The 16638-nt window shown below is 60.6% G+C and carries 19 protein-coding genes; 5 read left to right on the forward strand and 14 right to left on the reverse strand.

The features are described 5' to 3' along the window. From PMI09_RS09125 to PMI09_RS09140, 4 genes are all read right to left on the reverse strand, one after another. On the reverse strand, window positions 1-1339 hold a 1339-nt coding region (locus tag PMI09_RS09125; RefSeq protein ID WP_007791544.1), incomplete at its 3' end, for a DUF5801 repeats-in-toxin domain-containing protein. Window positions 1340-1684: 345 nt separating this feature from the next. Then, the gene (locus tag PMI09_RS09130) at window positions 1685-2464 is read right to left on the reverse strand and encodes a VOC family protein (RefSeq protein ID WP_007791547.1); all 780 of its coding nucleotides are present in this window, start codon (window positions 2462-2464) and stop codon (window positions 1685-1687) included. A 76-nt stretch (window positions 2465-2540) separates the two neighbouring features. Continuing rightward, window positions 2541-3008, reverse strand: a complete 468-nt coding sequence (locus PMI09_RS09135; protein WP_007791550.1) for a DUF1579 domain-containing protein — start codon at window positions 3006-3008, stop codon at window positions 2541-2543. Window positions 3009-3040: 32 nt separating this feature from the next. After that, the gene (locus PMI09_RS09140) at window positions 3041-3769 is read right to left on the reverse strand and encodes a DUF899 domain-containing protein (RefSeq protein ID WP_007791553.1); all 729 of its coding nucleotides are present in this window, start codon (window positions 3767-3769) and stop codon (window positions 3041-3043) included. Window positions 3770-3858: 89 nt separating this feature from the next. Between PMI09_RS09140 and PMI09_RS09145 the strand changes: the two genes are divergently transcribed. Further along, complete coding sequence (locus PMI09_RS09145; protein WP_007791555.1) at window positions 3859-4305, forward strand: MarR family winged helix-turn-helix transcriptional regulator; 447 nt, start codon at window positions 3859-3861, stop codon at window positions 4303-4305. A gap of 26 nt (window positions 4306-4331) precedes the next feature. Here the strand turns inward: PMI09_RS09145 and PMI09_RS09150 are convergent, their stop codons facing one another. The 3 genes from PMI09_RS09150 to PMI09_RS09160 all read right to left on the reverse strand — a co-directional run bounded on the left by PMI09_RS09150 (window position 4332) and on the right by PMI09_RS09160 (window position 5942). Beyond that, the gene (locus PMI09_RS09150) at window positions 4332-5087 is read right to left on the reverse strand and encodes an RES family NAD+ phosphorylase (RefSeq protein ID WP_007791558.1); all 756 of its coding nucleotides are present in this window, start codon (window positions 5085-5087) and stop codon (window positions 4332-4334) included. Beyond that, a complete protein-coding gene (locus PMI09_RS09155; protein ID WP_007791562.1) occupies window positions 5047-5430 on the reverse strand; it encodes an antitoxin Xre/MbcA/ParS toxin-binding domain-containing protein in 384 nt (127 codons plus the stop codon). The genes PMI09_RS09150 and PMI09_RS09155 overlap by 41 nt, the downstream gene beginning before the upstream one ends. 89 nt (window positions 5431-5519) lie before the next feature. Then, on the reverse strand, window positions 5520-5942 hold the full coding sequence (locus PMI09_RS09160) for an organic hydroperoxide resistance protein (protein WP_007791565.1): 423 nt from the start codon (window positions 5940-5942) through the stop codon (window positions 5520-5522). Between the two features lie 124 nt (window positions 5943-6066). Between PMI09_RS09160 and PMI09_RS09165 the strand changes: the two genes are divergently transcribed. After that, window positions 6067-6534, forward strand: coding sequence for a MarR family winged helix-turn-helix transcriptional regulator (locus PMI09_RS09165; RefSeq protein WP_007791567.1), 468 nt, complete (start codon window positions 6067-6069; stop codon window positions 6532-6534). Window positions 6535-6568: 34 nt separating this feature from the next. Here the strand turns inward: PMI09_RS09165 and PMI09_RS09170 are convergent, their stop codons facing one another. Next, entirely contained in the window at window positions 6569-7393 is an 825-nt protein-coding gene (locus PMI09_RS09170) for a winged helix-turn-helix domain-containing protein (protein WP_007791570.1), read from the reverse strand. Window positions 7394-7579: 186 nt separating this feature from the next. Between PMI09_RS09170 and PMI09_RS09175 the strand changes: the two genes are divergently transcribed. Next, window positions 7580-7843 carry a DUF1127 domain-containing protein gene (locus tag PMI09_RS09175; RefSeq protein WP_007791572.1) on the forward strand — a complete coding sequence of 88 codons (264 nt, stop codon included), beginning with the start codon at window positions 7580-7582 and terminating at the stop codon, window positions 7841-7843. Window positions 7844-7940: 97 nt separating this feature from the next. Here the strand turns inward: PMI09_RS09175 and PMI09_RS09180 are convergent, their stop codons facing one another. The 5 genes from PMI09_RS09180 to PMI09_RS09200 all read right to left on the reverse strand — a co-directional run bounded on the left by PMI09_RS09180 (window position 7941) and on the right by PMI09_RS09200 (window position 13451). Further along, a complete protein-coding gene (locus PMI09_RS09180) occupies window positions 7941-8663 on the reverse strand; it encodes a L,D-transpeptidase (protein WP_007791575.1) in 723 nt (240 codons plus the stop codon). A 167-nt stretch (window positions 8664-8830) separates the two neighbouring features. Beyond that, window positions 8831-9667 (reverse strand): L,D-transpeptidase, encoded by an 837-nt coding sequence (locus tag PMI09_RS09185; protein ID WP_007791579.1) that lies wholly within the window; start codon window positions 9665-9667, stop codon window positions 8831-8833. 111 nt (window positions 9668-9778) lie between these two features. Then, window positions 9779-10702, reverse strand: coding sequence for an alpha/beta hydrolase family protein (locus PMI09_RS09190; protein WP_007791582.1), 924 nt, complete (start codon window positions 10700-10702; stop codon window positions 9779-9781). Between the two features lie 110 nt (window positions 10703-10812). After that, window positions 10813-12441 carry a cisplatin damage response ATP-dependent DNA ligase gene (locus PMI09_RS09195; protein WP_007791585.1) on the reverse strand — a complete coding sequence of 543 codons (1629 nt, stop codon included), beginning with the start codon at window positions 12439-12441 and terminating at the stop codon, window positions 10813-10815. Continuing rightward, window positions 12441-13451 carry a ligase-associated DNA damage response exonuclease gene (locus tag PMI09_RS09200; RefSeq protein WP_007791588.1) on the reverse strand — a complete coding sequence of 337 codons (1011 nt, stop codon included), beginning with the start codon at window positions 13449-13451 and terminating at the stop codon, window positions 12441-12443. Before PMI09_RS09200 ends, PMI09_RS09195 begins: the two co-directional genes overlap by 1 nt. A gap of 120 nt (window positions 13452-13571) precedes the next feature. On the opposite strand from PMI09_RS09200, the gene PMI09_RS09205 reads away from it, so the two are divergent. Continuing rightward, window positions 13572-14945: a TIGR03808 family TAT-translocated repetitive protein gene (locus PMI09_RS09205; protein WP_007791590.1), complete on the forward strand. Its 1374-nt coding sequence runs from the start codon at window positions 13572-13574 to the stop codon at window positions 14943-14945. Window positions 14946-15042: 97 nt separating this feature from the next. After that, window positions 15043-15702, forward strand: coding sequence for a glutathione S-transferase family protein (locus tag PMI09_RS09210; RefSeq protein ID WP_007791592.1), 660 nt, complete (start codon window positions 15043-15045; stop codon window positions 15700-15702). Here the strand turns inward: PMI09_RS09210 and PMI09_RS09215 are convergent, their stop codons facing one another. Then, window positions 15703-16599, reverse strand: a complete 897-nt coding sequence (locus PMI09_RS09215) for a LysR substrate-binding domain-containing protein (protein WP_007791595.1) — start codon at window positions 16597-16599, stop codon at window positions 15703-15705. Between the last annotated feature and the right edge of the window lie 39 nt (window positions 16600-16638).

A 16638-nucleotide genomic window follows, 5' to 3' on the forward strand; every position in this document is an offset into this window, starting at 1 on the left:
CGCCGGTATAGCCAACGAGAACACCATCGATCAGTACCGTGTGCACCGCCTGGCCGAGCGACGTCAGCGATTCGCCGGCCTCACCGGTAACGGTGACGTTGGCATTGGTGAAGGCAACCGCGCGATCGCCCGGCTGGCCGTTGCCGTCATTGGCGCTGTCTGCGCCCCAGTTGATGTTCAGTGACCCGCCCGCCGTTGCCGACAGGCCGTCGCTTTCATTGTTGCCGCCATTAACCGCTTCGTCTTCCACGGTCGAGGTCGTGCCGGCATTGGCGACCGGGGCGTCGTCATTGATGTCGATCGAGGCGGTGCCGGTTGCGGAATCGCCGTCCTTGTCGGTGACGGTATAGCTGAACTGCAGACGCAGGACGTCATCGAGACCTGCCTGTCCCTTGTCCGGATGGTCGAGCGGGCCGAACTGGGTAAAGGTGAAGGCGCCGGTTGCCGCGTTCGTAACAGTCAGGACGAAGACAGGCTGGCCGTCGACGCTGCCGGTGAGGGTTAGGCCATCGACCGTGATGACGACAGGCTTGCCACCGGACGTCAGATCAAGGTGCGAACCGTTCTGCGTGCCTTCATCCATGTCCAACGAATCGATGAACTGGATCGCGGTGATCTGGCCAACGTCTGCGCCGCCGTCGAAGCCGAACGTGCCGTTCACCGACTGTGTCTCGAAGCCGCCTTCCTGGCCTTCCGTTTCCGTCAGGCTCAGCGTTGCGGTGTCGGAGATCGTCGGCAGATCATCGAACAGCTCCTGGCGATCGCCGGGGCCCGGGTCGGGCTGTTGCGTGTCGGCCAGCAACTGCGCAAGCTGTGTCGGATCGTTCGGGTCCTGCTGGATCGTGTCCTGGAAGTCGGCACCGGAGCTCGGAGGAGCCGCGCTTGCAGAATAGGAGCCGTCCGGACCGGCCGCGACGTTGATGTTGCTCTGCTCGAGGGCGGCGATCACGGCCTGCTGCGGCAGCTCGACTTCGCCAAGCAGGAAGGTCGGCACGTGCAGGGCGCCGTTGACGATGACGATCTCCGTGCCGTCGGCCTGAACGAGCACGAGATTGTTGCCTTCGACGCGAATGTCGTCGATCGATACATCAGCCGGCAGATGGGCGATGTTGTTCTGATCCGGGACGATTTCGGCGGGATGGGCGTTCGCAGCTACCGTCTGCGGGGCCGCCGGCACGCGGTCGGTCTTCTCAGGCTGCTGGCTATTATTGGCTTGCGCGACCTCGACGCCCTCACGAGCGGAAGCCTCAATACTTGCGTCTTCATGAATGTCCTGGCGGAAGTCGTGCGAGACGTTTTCGCTTGCAGTAGCGGAAATGCGCGGATCTTCGATAGACATAACAAAACAACCCCAATGAGAAACTGGGGCCAATCAATTACGCAGAAGAGCCAAAAGCAATACTTGCAGCCGCCTAAGACATAGCCGGTTATGCATCCACCCAAAAATGTTTTAGGAAGAGTTAACGGCGAGGCCCTGAATGTGGCTGGAAACGCTAAAATTCTAATAAAATTAATGAAATACAAACACGCTCCGGCGCTGATGGCCGTGCGTTCCGGGCCGTCGATTCAACACCCACGCCGCCTCCAGGACATTCCGGCAGCACGCTTGAACCCTCCGATGCACGTCAGTGCGAGACGGCTGACACCGTCTCGCACTGAGCTCAAAAAGGTCATTCCGCTGCGCCTATCGGGTGGGCGCCACGAGGCAGAAGAATGCGCCCTGCGGATCGGTCGCATTGATGATCCAGCTGCCGCCGGGCACTTCCATCGGACCGACGATCACTTTGCCACCGCCCGCATTGACGCGTTCGATGGCGCTGTCGATCGCCGGCACGTTGAAGTAGTAACCCCAATAGCACATCGGCACGTTGGCGGGTTTGGTCATCATGCCGCCGATCTGCTTTCCATGCTCGGCGAAGATGCGATACGCGCCCATTTCGCCCATGTCGAAATCGTGGTCCTTGGTCCAGCCAAAGATCTTCGAATAAAAGGCGAAGGCCTCCTCCATGTTGCCGGCCATCAGTTCGTGCCAGCCGATATGGCCGGGCGTACCCATCGGCGCGGGCGGGGTTGGATTGTCTCTCGGCAGCGGGGTCATGACGCAGATCACGGCGCCGTGCGGATCGGCGAGGACGGCAAAGCGTCCGACTGTCGGAATATCCTCCGGCTGGCGGCGGACCGAGCCACCATTGGCAGCAAAATCCTTCGCCGTTTGATCGACATCATCGACGGCAACATAGCCCGTCCAGTTCGGCGGAATGCCCTTCCCCTCGAGTTCGGCGGGAAAATCCATGAGGCCGGCGACGCCGGCGCCATTTGCTTCGAAGATCGTATAGGGCGGCAGGTCTTGGATCTTCATGTCGCTCGTAGTCCACCCAACAACCTTGCCGTAGAATTCGGCTGCGGCCTTGGGATCGGGGGTCATCAGTTCGCACCAGATGAATTTGCCGTGGGTTTCGGACATCGTGTTCTCCATTTGCGCTGGGTTCTTGTCGGTTTCGGACCGCACCGCGTCGGCGATGCTGTCCGCTCACCCGCAGCTAGCGCTTGCGGGTGTAATGCGCTTCCATGAACTGCTTCCAGCTGCCGTCCGGTTGCTTGGCAGCGGAGTTGAACGTGCGGTGGTCGCGATCGCGAAAGATGATCTGCTCGCGATAGTCGGCGAGCTTGTTTGCGTCGCTGAAATCGGGGCCTGATGTATAAAGGCTGAGGATCTTGCCGTCGTCGGAGACCTCACCCTCATAAACCCATAAGTGGTCCATCATCGTGCCGATCCAGGTGCCGACATACTTGCCTTTATCGGCGCTGTAGCCGAGGGTCAGCACCGTCGTCGCGGCTCCGCTGCCCGGCATCTGGCCGGAGCCTTCGGCGATGAACCAAATCCCGTGAAGCGACCGCACAATTTCCGTCCATGGCTCCTGTCCGGTCATCTCGGGCGCCGTCACGTCCCAGAGGCCGACGAGATCTTCCAGGAATTCATGCTCCTTCAAAACTTTCGCTTGCTGCATCGTCCTTCTCCCCTGGATGATGGTCGCAGATATCAGTGACAGCTGGATGGCGCGTTCTTCGCCGGTTCGTATTCGTCGTGGCGCTTGACGAAGTCCATCGTGCTGTCCTCGTTGCGGCCCTTTGGCGCGCGATCGAGGATCATCAAGGTGCCGACCGCCTCTTCAAGGCCGCGGGCATAGGTCGAATAGGTATGGAATACCTCACCATTCTCATTCTTGTAGAACGCACTGAGGCCCGGAAGCTCGTCATTGGCGTTGGCGGGCTCGATTGCCTCGAAATTGTAGAAGACCTTGTCCTTCGCCAGATCGTCCGGGCTGAAGGACACGTGGTAGTCGAAGTTGAAGCTGTTATCGAAGGACGAAACCCACGGGAATTTCCAACCCATTCGCCTCTTGTAGGCCTCGATCTTGGCGAGCGGCGCGCGCGAGACGGCGACCCAGGTGACATCGTGGTTATTGAGATGCGGCAGCGTTCCGTCGACATGATCGGACAGGAACGAGCAGCCCGGACAACCGGCCTCCCAATCGGGTCCAAGCATGAAATGATAGATCAACAGCTGGCTGCGGCCATCGAAGAGTTCAGCAAGGCTTTTCTTTCCCTGCGGCGTATCGAACACGTAATTCTTGTCGACCTTGACCCAGGGCAAAGTCATGCGCTCGGCATTGACCTTGTCCCTCAGATGCGTTGCTTCCTTCTCCTTGAGAAGCAGCGCGCGGCGGGCTTCCAGCCATTCTTCACGGGAAACGACTTGGTTCTGCATCGCGTGCGCCCTCCTCCGGCGCGATCGAGACGTGGCGGTCCATGCTCCTTTTCCTTGACTATTTACATTGATATCAATAGAAATTGAGCATGTCAAATGCAGTAGAGATTCCTTTTTCAACGACGCTCCTCGTACGCGACACGTGCCTGTGCCTGCATGTGCAACGGGCGGCGCGCGCACTGGCGCGGCTCTTCGACGATGCCCTTCGCCCTGTCGGGCTCACCAACGGTCAGTTCTCGCTGATGATGTCGCTAAACCGCCCGGAGCCACCGCCGATGGGACCGGTCGCGACCCTGCTTGCTATGGATCAGACGACATTGACGGCAGCGCTCAAGCCATTGCAGCGCCGTGGTTGGGTAAATGTAACGCAGAATGCGAAAGACAAGCGCCGGCGCTTACTTAGCCTGACGCCGGAAGGCAAGGCTGTGCTTGCCGCCGCGCTGCCGATCTGGGAAAGCACCCACGCCAGCCTCGATGAGGCCCTGCCGAGTGGTGATATGGAAAGGCTGCGACGCGACCTGCAGGCCCTCGCCTAAAGACCGGTCGTGCATGCGGCATGCATTTAGCCGCGCGCCATTCTTGGATCCCTGGCGAAATCCTCCACCGAGAATCCAATTCTGACCTTTGGGAAATCGCAGAGTGCCTGGACGCCAACTCCCGAGAGCCGGATCCTCCATGTCTGGCGTTCAACGGGCTCGCGGACAGCGAACGCCGCAGCCGTTAAAAGCGCGATATTGCGGCCGCGCTGCGGATCCCGTACGGATTCGTAGAGGATTGCCTGGCAGCCGGCCTCCCGTGCAGCGTCGGCAAGAGCTTGGCAGGGCGCATAGTTCTGTGGATCGGTCCATGTCGCCCGATCGGCATCGAGCGGAGGGCGCGCGAGATCGATTGCTGACGGTGTCGCGATGGCCGCAGCAAAAGCGGTGTATTCGGCGGCATTGCCGGGAAGCGCCGTGGCGGGCGACTCGGAATAGAAGAGCAGCCGGTAGAAGGCCATTTCCGCAAGTGCAGTTTCCACCCGCTCGGATGCGTAGAAGACACCGAGCGTACGCCCTGCCCGGCGGAAACGCGAGCCATGCGGATAGACGGCACCATAGCGGAACGGAGTGGCGAGCAGGTAGTCCAGCCCGATGCACTCCGGCGGCAGCGCCGGCTTACTTTCTTCGAGCAAGGTTTCAAGCAGCGCCTGCTCCTCGAGCGTATCGACGAGTTTGAGCGTCGAAATCTGATGCTGCGCCTCGACCAGACGCCAGAACCTGCCCGAGATCGCCCGTGTCTCAGACGATAGCGCGGCGGGCGTCCAAATAGGCAATGACATCGGTCAATCCCGAGATGCTGACGATCTTTTCCAGCGGCGTCGCGCCGAGTGCGGTGTTGGCGTTGCGCAGCCATTGACGGGCAATGGCCTCGTCGCCGCCGACAATCGCATCGAGTGAACGAAACAGACGCACGAGCAGGGTAGCGAGTTCAAAGGACTTCGAGCCGCGCTCCAGCAGATAATCCTGCCGCTTCATACGCGAGACGGTTGCCTCGGAAACACCGAGCACCGCCGAAAGCGTTCGAGCGTTGAGGCCAAGATGGTCGGCCGCATTAACGGCCGCTTTGGTGATCACGGCAGCCTCGGGGGACCGGGCGCCAGAGATCGGGTGTGCTATAGCCATGCCACATTCCTTTCACTGGAAAGAATATAGCACTTTAATTTCATATGAAAAGAGCGTCGCGATGGACGACGCTCTTTTTGCACTTATGATCAAGCAACGGTGACCGGAACTTCCGTCGACGTGCGCATGGCGTGGCTATAGGGGCAGACGATGTGCGCTGCAGCGGCAAGCTTCTCAGCGGTCGGCTTGTCGAGGCCGGGAATGTTCACCGTCAGGGCGACTTCGATGCCGAAGCCCGTGCCGTCTTCACGCGGACCGATGCCGACGGTGGCGCTGACCGTGGTCTCTTCGGGAATCTTGACCTTTTCCTTGCCGGCGACAAATTTCAAGGCACCGAGGAAGCAGGCCGAATAACCGGCTGCAAAGAGTTGTTCCGGGTTGGTGCCGGTTGCGCCGTCGCCGCCGAGTTCCTTCGGAACCGTCAGCGTGACATCGAGAACGCCGTTTTCGGAAACGGCGCGGCCCGCGCGGCCACCGGTGGCGGAAGCTTTGGTCGTATAGAGGATAGGCATGTCAGTCTCCTTTGCGTTGGGGTTGGATTTTGTATAACGCACAATTAAATTGTGCGCAAGTTAATTTTGCAAATTGCATTTCGAATTCGAAAAGAGGACAATTGTTCCCTAGGAAAGGACGACAATGAAAGCGCATCTGGCAAAGACGATGGAAATTCCCGAAGAAGAAAAGCGGCTCGACAACCAGCTCTGTTTTGCGGTCTACTCGACCGCGCATGCCTTCACCCGCGCCTACAAGCCGATTCTCGACAAGGTCGGCCTTACCTACCCGCAATATCTTGTAATGCTGGCGCTGTGGGAAAAATCCGAGCAGCCGGTCAAGGCGATCGGCGAACAGCTCGATCTCGATTCGGGCACGCTATCACCGCTGCTCAAACGCCTCGAGCAAAATGGCCTGATCAAGCGCACCCGCGATTCCCGCGACGAACGGCAGGTCATCGTGTCGCTGACCGAGAAAGGCCGCGCCATGCGGAGCGAAATCGATACCATCATGAGCGCGATCGGCCAGGCTGCGGGCTGCACACTCGAGGAAATAAAGACAATACGCGAGATGCTGAAGGGGCTGCGGTCCAACCTCACGGCTGCGGTATAGGGGTCGCGCTGGCAGCAACGGGATTGGCCCAACCTTACCGATCCCACAGGGCAGCATGGCGGGAATGGTTGCGCAGAAGGTCGAATTCTCGATGGTTTTCGATGGCAGCAGGGGGCCGACTTTCCTGCAGAAGCTCGATCTTCAGCCGCTCGACAACGGCCGTCGTTATTTCGTCCTGAACCGCGAAGATCTGCCCGAAATGACGATCGAAGCGTTCCGCCCAGATGATTCCGCCGGTTCGCGCATCGACAAGCTCGGTCGTTAGACGCAGTTCGTGGCCGCTCACGCGAGCGCTTCCGCTGAGAACATAGTGTACACCAAGCGCTAGCGCGACGTCCGGCAGGCGGTCGACCTTGTCGCGATAGGAGAAGCTCAAGTTCTTCGATGCGACAAAGAGATTGGGAATCTTCGCCAAGGCAGTGATGATGTCCTCGACAATGCCGTCGGCAATCCACGTGTGCCGACCGCCGGGCACCGCGACCGTGAACGGAAGAACCGCGATCGAGGGCCGCCCCGACGGACCGATCGCCGCGGGCGGTGGCGGAGCCTCGCTGCGCAGCACGAGCTTCTCGTCCAAGGCATAACCGCGGCATGGAATGGTGCGAATGAGCTTTGCCGCGCCCTCACCCAGCGTCCTGCGTATATCCGTCACGCACTGGCTGAGCGAGCCGTCCGTGACAGCCACATTTGGCCAGACAGCTGAAACCAATTCGTCCTTGGTGACGACGCGCCCCGAATTTTCAAGCAGATAAGTCAGCAACCGGAGGGATTTTGGGCGCAAACGAACATCCTGCCCGCCCTTGCGCAGCCGGCCCTGTTGCAAATCGAGCTGGTGTCCCGCGAATTCGAACATCGACATTGGATGCTCCGAATGTTGGCGCGCAATTTAGCAAACGCTTCCCACCACGACAACGAAGTGTATCCAAGCACGACACCGAAACCAAAGAATTTCAGAGAAATTTCAAAAGCGCTTCAGCGGGTCTTCACGACAACCACACGGGTAAATGGGAGGCTTTGCCAATACAACTGCAGCTTGGGGGCTACCATGACATTCCTGCACCTACATGGCGTTCGCGCTTTTTCGCCGACAGCGGCGTTTTCGGGAACATGGCACGCGCTCGCGCATTTGGTCCCGCATGGCCATGCAGCGCCTGCAGATCACGTTGCATGCCGGTCGTTGGACAAGCTTGACGACGAGCAGCTCGCCGATATCGGCATCGTCAGACACGAAGAGTTCGCCGGTTGGCATGAGTCAGCGAGAGGCTCCGATCCCGACCCGATCATGTCCAAAAGCTATTCGTGGCGGTAGACTTCAACTCCGACAAACTCGCGCCAGAAGACCACACTGTCTCCCTTGGGAAGATGGTGTCTCCCTTGGGAAAGGGAGACACCAGGATGCAAATCGATCACTGCAGAACGACGACCGGCGCCTTGTTCGGCACGCGGTCATAGAGGTCGATGATGTCCTGGTTCAGCAGGCGCACGCAGCCTGACGAAACGGCCTTGCCGATCGAGCGCCATTCCGGGTTGCCATGCAGGCGGTAGAGCGTGTCTTCGCCATTCGAGAAGATGTAGAGCGCGCGCGCGCCGAGCGGGTTCTTCAAGCCCGGCTCCATGCCGCCGTTCTCGATCGAATACTTGGCGAGTTCGGGCTGACGCGCGACCATCTCGTTCGGCGGCTTCCAGCGCGGCCATCTCTGACGCCACTGGATAACGCCGGAACCCTGCCAGGCGAAGCCTTCACGACCAATGCCGACGCCGTAGCGCATCGCGGTGCCGCCGGGCTGGACGAGGTAGAGGAAACGCGAGGGCGTATCGACGACAATCGTGCCGGGCGCCTGGCCGGTCGGATCGACGACCTGTTGGCGATAGAAGCGCGGATCGATCTGCTGGTAAGGCACGGCCGGAATGAGAAAGCCACCGTCCTCAATCGGACCATACATCACCGCCAGCTCGGCATCACCCGGCGTCTGCGGCGCCTGGAACATGTTGATCGGATTGCGCATGACGACCGGCTGAGCCACGGGAGGCGGCCCAGCCGTAGATGCGCACCCGGTCAGCGCCGAAGCTGCGGTCATTGCCGAAAGCGAAAGGAAGCTGCGGCGGGAAAGGGATTTTTCAAAGCTCATAACGCGGGTCTGGTTTCCTGTTGCGCTGGAAGGACGAACGCCCTTCGCGGAGGGTGATTCAACGCCGGTGACGCACGGGAAATCTATCCGCTTGCGCTAAATAAACCATCACCTCACGAAGTCGTGTCCGCCCGCGAACACACGATATCCCAAACCCTGTTGCGCCGCTACATCACGACGATCTCTGTCTTCGCCGGAACACGGTTGTAAAGGTCGACGACGTCCTGGTTCAGCATGCGCACGCAACCCGACGACGTGGCCTTTCCGACCGACTGCCAGTCCGGCGTCCCGTGGATACGGTAAAGCGTATCCTGTCCATCCTTGAAGATGTAGAGGGCACGGGCACCGAGCGGATTTCCGAGGCCGGGGTTCATGCCGCCGTTTTCTGCGGAAAAGGCGCGTATATCCGGCTGACGCGAGACCATTTCTGCCGGCGGTGTCCAGCGCGGCCATTTCTGCTTCCATTGAATGACGCCGCGGCCGGACCATGCGTAGCCTTCGCGGCCAAGGCCGACGCCATAGCGCATCGCCTTGCCGCCCGGCTCAACGAAATAGAGGTGCTTGCTCTTCGTATCGACGATGATCGTGCCCGGCTTCTCATTGGTCGGATAATCGACTTCCTGGCGCAGATACTGCGGATCGATGCGGCTGATCGGTATGGCCGGCAAGGTGAAGTCAGTGTCGCGCACCTGACCATACATGGCGCTGTTCACCGGATTGGTGACCGGCAGGCCGTAGGTCCGGCTAAAATTCGCGCCTGGGATGCCATAAGTCTGATTGTATATCGTCGGCGGCACACCCGGCCTCTGCGGAATCGGCGTATCCACCGGCTTGACCCGCATGGGATCAACACCGGGTGGGTTATAGAAAACAGGGGACGTTTCCTGCACGAAGCGGGCGGGATCGGTGGCACCGGTGTCCGGGATGAGGATATTGCAACCGCTCAGGCAAAGAGCAGCGGCCGCAAGCCCGACAAATGGCGACACCCGGCTGAGAACAGTCATAAAATACCCTCATCGACAACAGCGAGACGTATAGCTGCGGCAAGGATGGCACTTGCGGCTGGCGCGAGGCTGGTGACTAGATCAGCCTCGCATCGATGGACGTCATCACGATCAGGCCGCGACGCCGTGGAAGAACCGTATGCTCTGTTCGATCTCCGCCGGCAGCGCCGAGGTGTGGTTGCCGGTCACCGTATCCGTTTCGATGCGGACACCACCAGAGCGGGCGCGGCTTGCAAGCAGGCCGGCGCGGTCATTAAAATGCGCTTCCTCGGTGCCGTGCACGACACGGACGGGGCATTTGAAGCTCTTGGCATAGCAGAGCGCGCTGCGGACCTCGAATTCGTGGGCGTTGCCGTCGTCGAAACGAATATCCTGCGGGTAGCGATTGAAAAAGCGGAAAGCATCCGGATTGCCGGAGATCGGCGCAGCTGCGCGGAACTTATGGCTGCTCATCGCTGCCAGCATGGTCAGCGTGCCACCGATGCTGTGGCCGGCGACGAACAGGCGGTCGGCATCGACGCCCGGAAGATGCTGCAGACGATCGGCCGCCGAAAGCACGTCATCGACCTCGTCATAGAAGCCCGAGAAATTGCCCATCTGGCCGTTTTCGCCGCGCAACGACGGCATCATCACCACGAATCCGGCGTCGACATAGGCCTTGAGCAGAACCCAGTGGCCAAGACCCATGGCGTTGCCCCCATGCAGGAACAGAACGCCCGGTTTGGGCTTGCTGCCACGCTTGTATTTGGAGACCCAGGCGACCAGCTCCAATTCGCCGCCGTAACCGGAGCGATAGAAAATCTTCTCACCGTCCGCGGGAGCGTCGAGCGGCTCGTACTTGTCGGGAGCCGGCCCCTTCTCCAGCAGCTTGGTATGGAAGCGCTTGCGAACCTTGGCATAGTCGTGATCGATCAGCCTCGGCACGTCCGGAACCTCGAATGCACTTGCCATGCGCGGGAGCAGGAGAGCTCCAGCCAGGCCTGCGAGAACCGAGCGGCGCTGGCGGAGAAAAGAATTACCTTCGTCTGACGTCATTTCACACTTCCATCGTTCCCGGCGATTCGAGAATTGCACCGGAAGCGTCCGATCGCCAACACACGTTGTGTTGAAAAAGGTGGCCCTGCGGCGTTTTGCGCCAAGATAACCTACTGCTCGCCCTTGGCATCGATCATGGCGACCAGTGTCTGGAGACGATCCGCCTCATAGGATGGTTTGTCGGGGCGCAGGCGGGAGATTCGCGGAAAGCGCATCGCAACACCGGACTTGTGGCGGGTGGAGCGGTTGATGCCTTCGAAGGCGACTTCCACGACGAAGCCGAAGTCCCTATCCGCCCTGACGGCGCGCACCGGGCCAAAGCGCTCCGTCGTGTTGTTGCGAACGAACTTGTCCAGCACTTCGAGTTCGGCATCCGTGAAGCCGAAATAGGCCTTGCCGACCGGCACCAACTGTTCACCTTCCGGGGTCTCTGTCCAGACACCGAAGGTGAAGTCCGAATAGTAGCTGGAGCGCTTGCCGTGGCCGCGCTGCGCATACATCAGCACGGCGTCAACATTGTAGGGATTGCGCTTCCACTTGAACCACGGCCCCTTCAGCCGCCCCGCCTGATAAATGCTGTCGCGGCGCTTGATCATCACCCCTTCGATGACAGGATCCGGCGGTGAGGACCGCAGCTGATCCAGTTCGTCCCACGACGAGAACTCGACCAGCGGGGACAGATCGAAGCGGTCGTGCGGCGCATGGTCGATGACCTCCGCAAGACGCGCACGGCGATCGACATAGGAGCGGCCACGCACGTCCTCCTCCCGATCGAAGAGCAGATCGTAGGCACGAATGAAGGCCGGATACTCGTCGAGCATCTTCGTCGTCACCGTCTTGCGATTCAGGCGTTGCTGTAGATCGGAGAAGGTACGCGTCGGGCTGTTCGAACGGGTGGTTCCGCCAACGAGCAGCTCGCCGTCCATCACCCCGTCAAAGCTGATCGAATCGACGATATCGGGAAACGCGCCCGAGATATCGTCGCCGGAACGCGAATAGATCTTGCGCGTATCTCCGGAACGCGACAGCTGCACGCGAATGCCGTCCCACTTCCATTCCGCGGCATATTCGGCTGGATCGAGTTGTTCCAGATCCCCCTCCTCGACCGGATTGGCAAGCATGACGGAGTGGAAAATCGCCGGCGTTGCCAGGATTGGCTTGTCGCCCTGCCCTTCCAGCCAGCGAAACAACGGTTCGTAAGGTGGTTGCAGGCCATGCCAGAGTGTCTCGATTTCGGTCACGTCGCGGCCGCCCATGTCGGCGAGCGCCTGTTTCGCTAGGCGGGACGAGACCCCGATGCGGAGAGCCCCGGTCGCGAGCTTAATGAAGGCGAAGCGACCTGACGTGTCCAGCCGATCGAGCAAGTCGCGCACGAAGCTGCGGACTTCGGTGCGCCCAAGCGCGTTCATCTGCCGGACGACATCGCCGAGCCGCGGCTGGGCAAGTGCCAACCGCTCGATGTCCTTCCCGGCGTCCCAGACAAGGGAGATCGTCTCCGCGAGGTCGCCGACATAGTCGTAGGAATAGCGGAAGAGCACGTCGTCCATCCGTTCCAGCACTAATTCGCGCAGCATAGCCGGCTTGACGTTGCGCACTTCGAGCGTGCCGGCGATGGCGGCAAGACCGTAGCCGCGATCCGGGTCCGGGGTGTTGTGGAAGTAATCGGTAAGCAGCTTCAGCTTGCCGTTGCGGCTGGGGGTGAGCACGAGGCGGTCGAGCAGGTCGGCGAAGGCTTTCATCAGTCGGCCTCGTCTTCGTAGCCGACCAGATGGAGCGGTCGAGCCTTGATGCCTTGCAGCTGGCACCAGCGTACCAGCGCCTCCTCGCGGCCGTGCGTCACCCAAACCTCCTCAGGACGCAGATCGCTGATCGTCTCGGTCAGTTCCGGCCAGTCGCAATGATCGGAGATGACGAGCGGCAGTTCGACACCTTGCTGCTTGGCGCGCTGGCGCACCATCATCCAGCCCGAGGCAAACGCCGGCAACGGCTCATTGAAGCGTCGCGCCCAGCGATCGGCAAAGGCGGATGACGGGCCGACGACGATTGCTCCCTTGAAGGCGGACTTGTCGCTGCTCTCAATGGTCGCGGGTCGAAGTTCACCGAGTTCGATACCCTGACTGACGTAGTAATCACAGAGCCTTTCCATCGCGCCGTGGATATAGATCGGCTGGTCATAGCCTGTATCGCGCAGCAGGCGGATGACGCGCTGCGCCTTTCCAAGCGCATAGGCGCCGATCAGATGCGTGCGCTCCGGAAACTGCCGCAACGACGCATAGAGCTTACCCATTTCGTCGACCGGATCCGGGTGATGGAAGACGGGCAGCCCGAAGGTGGCCTCGGTAATGAAGACATCGCAGGGCACCGGTACATAGGCTGCGCATGTCGGGTCCGCGCGCCGTTTGTAATCGCCGGAGACGACGATGCGCGTGCCGTTCTTCTCGATGGCGATCTGCGCCGAGCCGAGCACATGGCCGGCAGGATGAAAGCTGACCCTGACGCCGTTGATCAGGATTTCCTCTCCGAATGCGACGGCCTGCTCACTTGTGCAGAAGCCCTCACCATAGCGGATCTGCATGATATCAAGCGTCTGGCGCGTGGCGAGCACGTTCGTGTGGCCGGGCCGCGCATGGTCCGAATGTCCGTGGGTGATCAGGGCTCGCTCGACCGGCCGCACGGGATCCACATAGAATCCTCCCTCGGGACAATAGAGCCCTTCGGGGGCGGGATAGAGCAAGGCGTCTGGTCTCATGCATGCAAAGATAGCGGGAAAGAATGGAAGGGCCAGTGGCACGCGCTTCGCAGACAGGAGATGTTGATCCGCATCAAAATGAAACAGGCGCGCTGGCACGTTTCCTGCAGAGCAGTAGAAATGAAGGAAAGTCCGTTAACCTCCCGCCGTTATCTGCTCCGCCTTGCGGGAGCATCCGCGCTTGCACTGATGGCCTCCCGCAGCTTTGCGACCACGCGCAAGGGCGGTCTGCGCGGCGCGATCGATGCTGTGCAATACAAGACGACGCCGAGCGCGGCCGATCGCCAGAGCGTCAGCCTGCAGAAGATGATTGATCAGGCCGCAGTGCAAAACGTGCCGGTTTTCCTGCCGCCCGGCACCTACAAGGTTTCCAATCTCGTGCTGCCGGAGAATACGCGGATAACAGGCGTACCCGGGGCGTCGCGTATCGTCTATACCGGCGACGGCCACCTCTTAAGCGCGGAAAACGTCAAGCGCGTCGAGCTATCCAATATCGTCATCGACGGGCAGAACCGCTGGCTCGGCGACTATGCCGGCGCGCTGCTGCAATTTACCGGCGTCGACGAGGTGATGATCGACAATTGCCAGATCTCCGGCAGCCGCAAACATGCCGTCCAACTGGAGCGATGCGGTGGCCGGATCGAGCGTAGCCGCATCTCCGGCGCGGGCCATTCTGGCATATACGCGGTTGAATCCGATGCGCTCTCGATTACCGGCAACGAGGCCTTCGATTGCGGCAATGGCGGCATTCTCGTGCACCGCTGGAAGAAGGCGACGGACAACAGCGTCGTCAACGGCAACCGCATCTACCGGATCAGGGCCAATGACGGCGGCACCGGCCAGAACGGTAACGGCATCAACATCTTTCGTGCCGACAACGTCATGGTGGCGAACAACCACATATCCGACTGCGCCTTTACCGCCATCCGCGCCAATTCGGCCTCCGACATCCAGATCACCGGCAACCAGTGCCAGCGCTCGGGCGAGACAGCGATCTATGTCGAATTCGAATTTGAGGGCGCTATCGTCTCCAACAACATGGTGGACGGCGCGGCAAACGGCATCTCGATCGCTAATTTCGACCAGGGCGGCAGGCTGGCAAGCGTCACCGGCAACGTCGTGCGCAACCTCACACTCAAGGGCCCTTACGAACATGAGGTCGGCTTCGGTATCGGCATTGCCGCCGAGGCGGACACGCTGGTCTCCGGCAACATCATCGAAGGTGCTCCACGATGGGGCATGCAACTCGGCTGGGGACCGTATCTGCGCAATCTTGTCGTGACCGGAAACGTCATCCGCAAGGCGCCGATCGGCTGTGCGGTCTCGGTGGCGAAGGGCGCGGGAACGGCCGTCATCACCGACAATGTGTTTCAGGAGACACCCGGGGGCGCTGTCCTCGGCTTCGAATGGGACAAGAAGGTATCAGGAGAACTGGCGGCCACGGGCTCCTCACGTTTTGCGCAGCTGACGGTCGAGCGCAACCGCATCTCCTGAGAAACATCAAAAGCTTTCATCGATTCATAAGGCTCGGCAGCTTCCGTTGGGACGCTTCGGCTCCTACCCTGTGGCCAGTCGAACCGGGGATGTAGAAATGCTGACAATCTATGGGGTCTATCGCTCGCGCGCCTCGCGCGTTTACTGGATGGCCGAGGAACTGGGGCTGGAATTCGATTCCGTGCGGGTCATTCAAGCCCGGCGTCTTGCCAATCCACTTGCCGCCGATGCGCCTGTTAACACGCTATCGCCCGATTTCCTGGCGATCAATCCGATGGCGCTCATCCCCAGCATCAAGGACGGCGACCTTGTGATGCATGAGTCGCTTGCCATCACGCTCTACCTTGCGCGCAAGCATGGCGGCCCCATTGCTGGTCAAACCGTCGAGGAAGACGGTTTGATGACGATGTGGACCATCTGGGCGGCAACCGAGGTGGAACCGCATACGGTGAAGATCGTCTACGTCTATGACGACGAGAAGCAGAACAGCGACGAGGGCAAGGCGACGATCGGCGTAGCGGTGCGCTCGCTGAAGAAGTCGTTTGCGACCCTGGAGAAGCATCTGGCGACGAACGACTACGTCGTCGGCAACCGCTTCACGGCAGCCGATCTCAATATCGCCGAGGTGCTTCGCTACGCGCAGACGGAACAGGCGCTGTTCGACGCCCATCCCAACATCAGCGCCTGGATCAAGCGCTGCCAGTCGCGACCAGCCTACATTGCCATGCAGGCGACGCGTTCTGAGGAGCCGATCTGATCAGGGGAAGAGCTTCAGGGTGCCTGCCATTTCCTCGCGGATCCAGGCCTTGAAATCCCTAACCTTCCTGGGCTCGCGCGAACCTTCGGCCGTTACGAAATAGTGGCCGAAGCCGGTTTGGGCGCGAATGCCGAAGGGCGCGACCAACTGCTGCTGCTGCAGGGCAAAGCCTGCCAGCGTCTGCCAGGCGAGCATGACGCCCTGGCCTGCGATTGCCGCATCGAGACAGAGCGAGGCGTCGTTGAAGATGTGGCGGGTATCGAGCGTCTTGCCGGAAAGGCCGGCCTCGCGCATCCACACCTCCCAGGTGAACATGGCGCGGCCATCGATCACGGCCGGAAGCGACAGGATATCGGCCGGCTCGCGCAGTCGCGCCGCCATGACAGGCGAGCAGACCGGGAAGACCTCCTGCTGAAGCAACAATTCCGCCTTCACATCGGGCCACTGCCCGTTGCCGACACGAATGCCGATATCGATATCGCACAGCGCCGGATTGACCAGCCGGGTGGTGGCATCCATCCGCAGGCTGATCTCGGGATGCCGCTCGGCAAAACGATCGAGCCGATAGACGAGCCAGCGTGCGGCAAAGACGGGTGCCACCGAGATCGTCAGGATGCTGTCGTCGTGCCGCTGTGTCGTCGCCACCGCCTGTGACAGGGCGTTGAAGCCCTCCGTCAAGCCGGTCAGCAGGCGCGCGCCTGCCTCCGTCGCGACCATGCCTTTCGGCGTGCGTTCGAAAATCACCTGATCGAGCTGTGCCTCGGCCTTGATGACCTGCTGGCTGACCGCACCGATCGAGACGCCCAGTTCCTCGGCCGCGGCCTGCAGGGAGCCGAGCCGTCCGACCGCTTCGAGCGCACGCAATCCGTTCAGATGAACCGAGTTCAGGTTTCTCATATAGTTTTTCTATACTGACAGATTGGTAATCTCAATTGA

The organism is Rhizobium sp. CF122, assembly GCF_000282035.1.
In the GTDB taxonomy this organism is placed as follows: domain Bacteria; phylum Pseudomonadota; class Alphaproteobacteria; order Rhizobiales; family Rhizobiaceae; genus Rhizobium.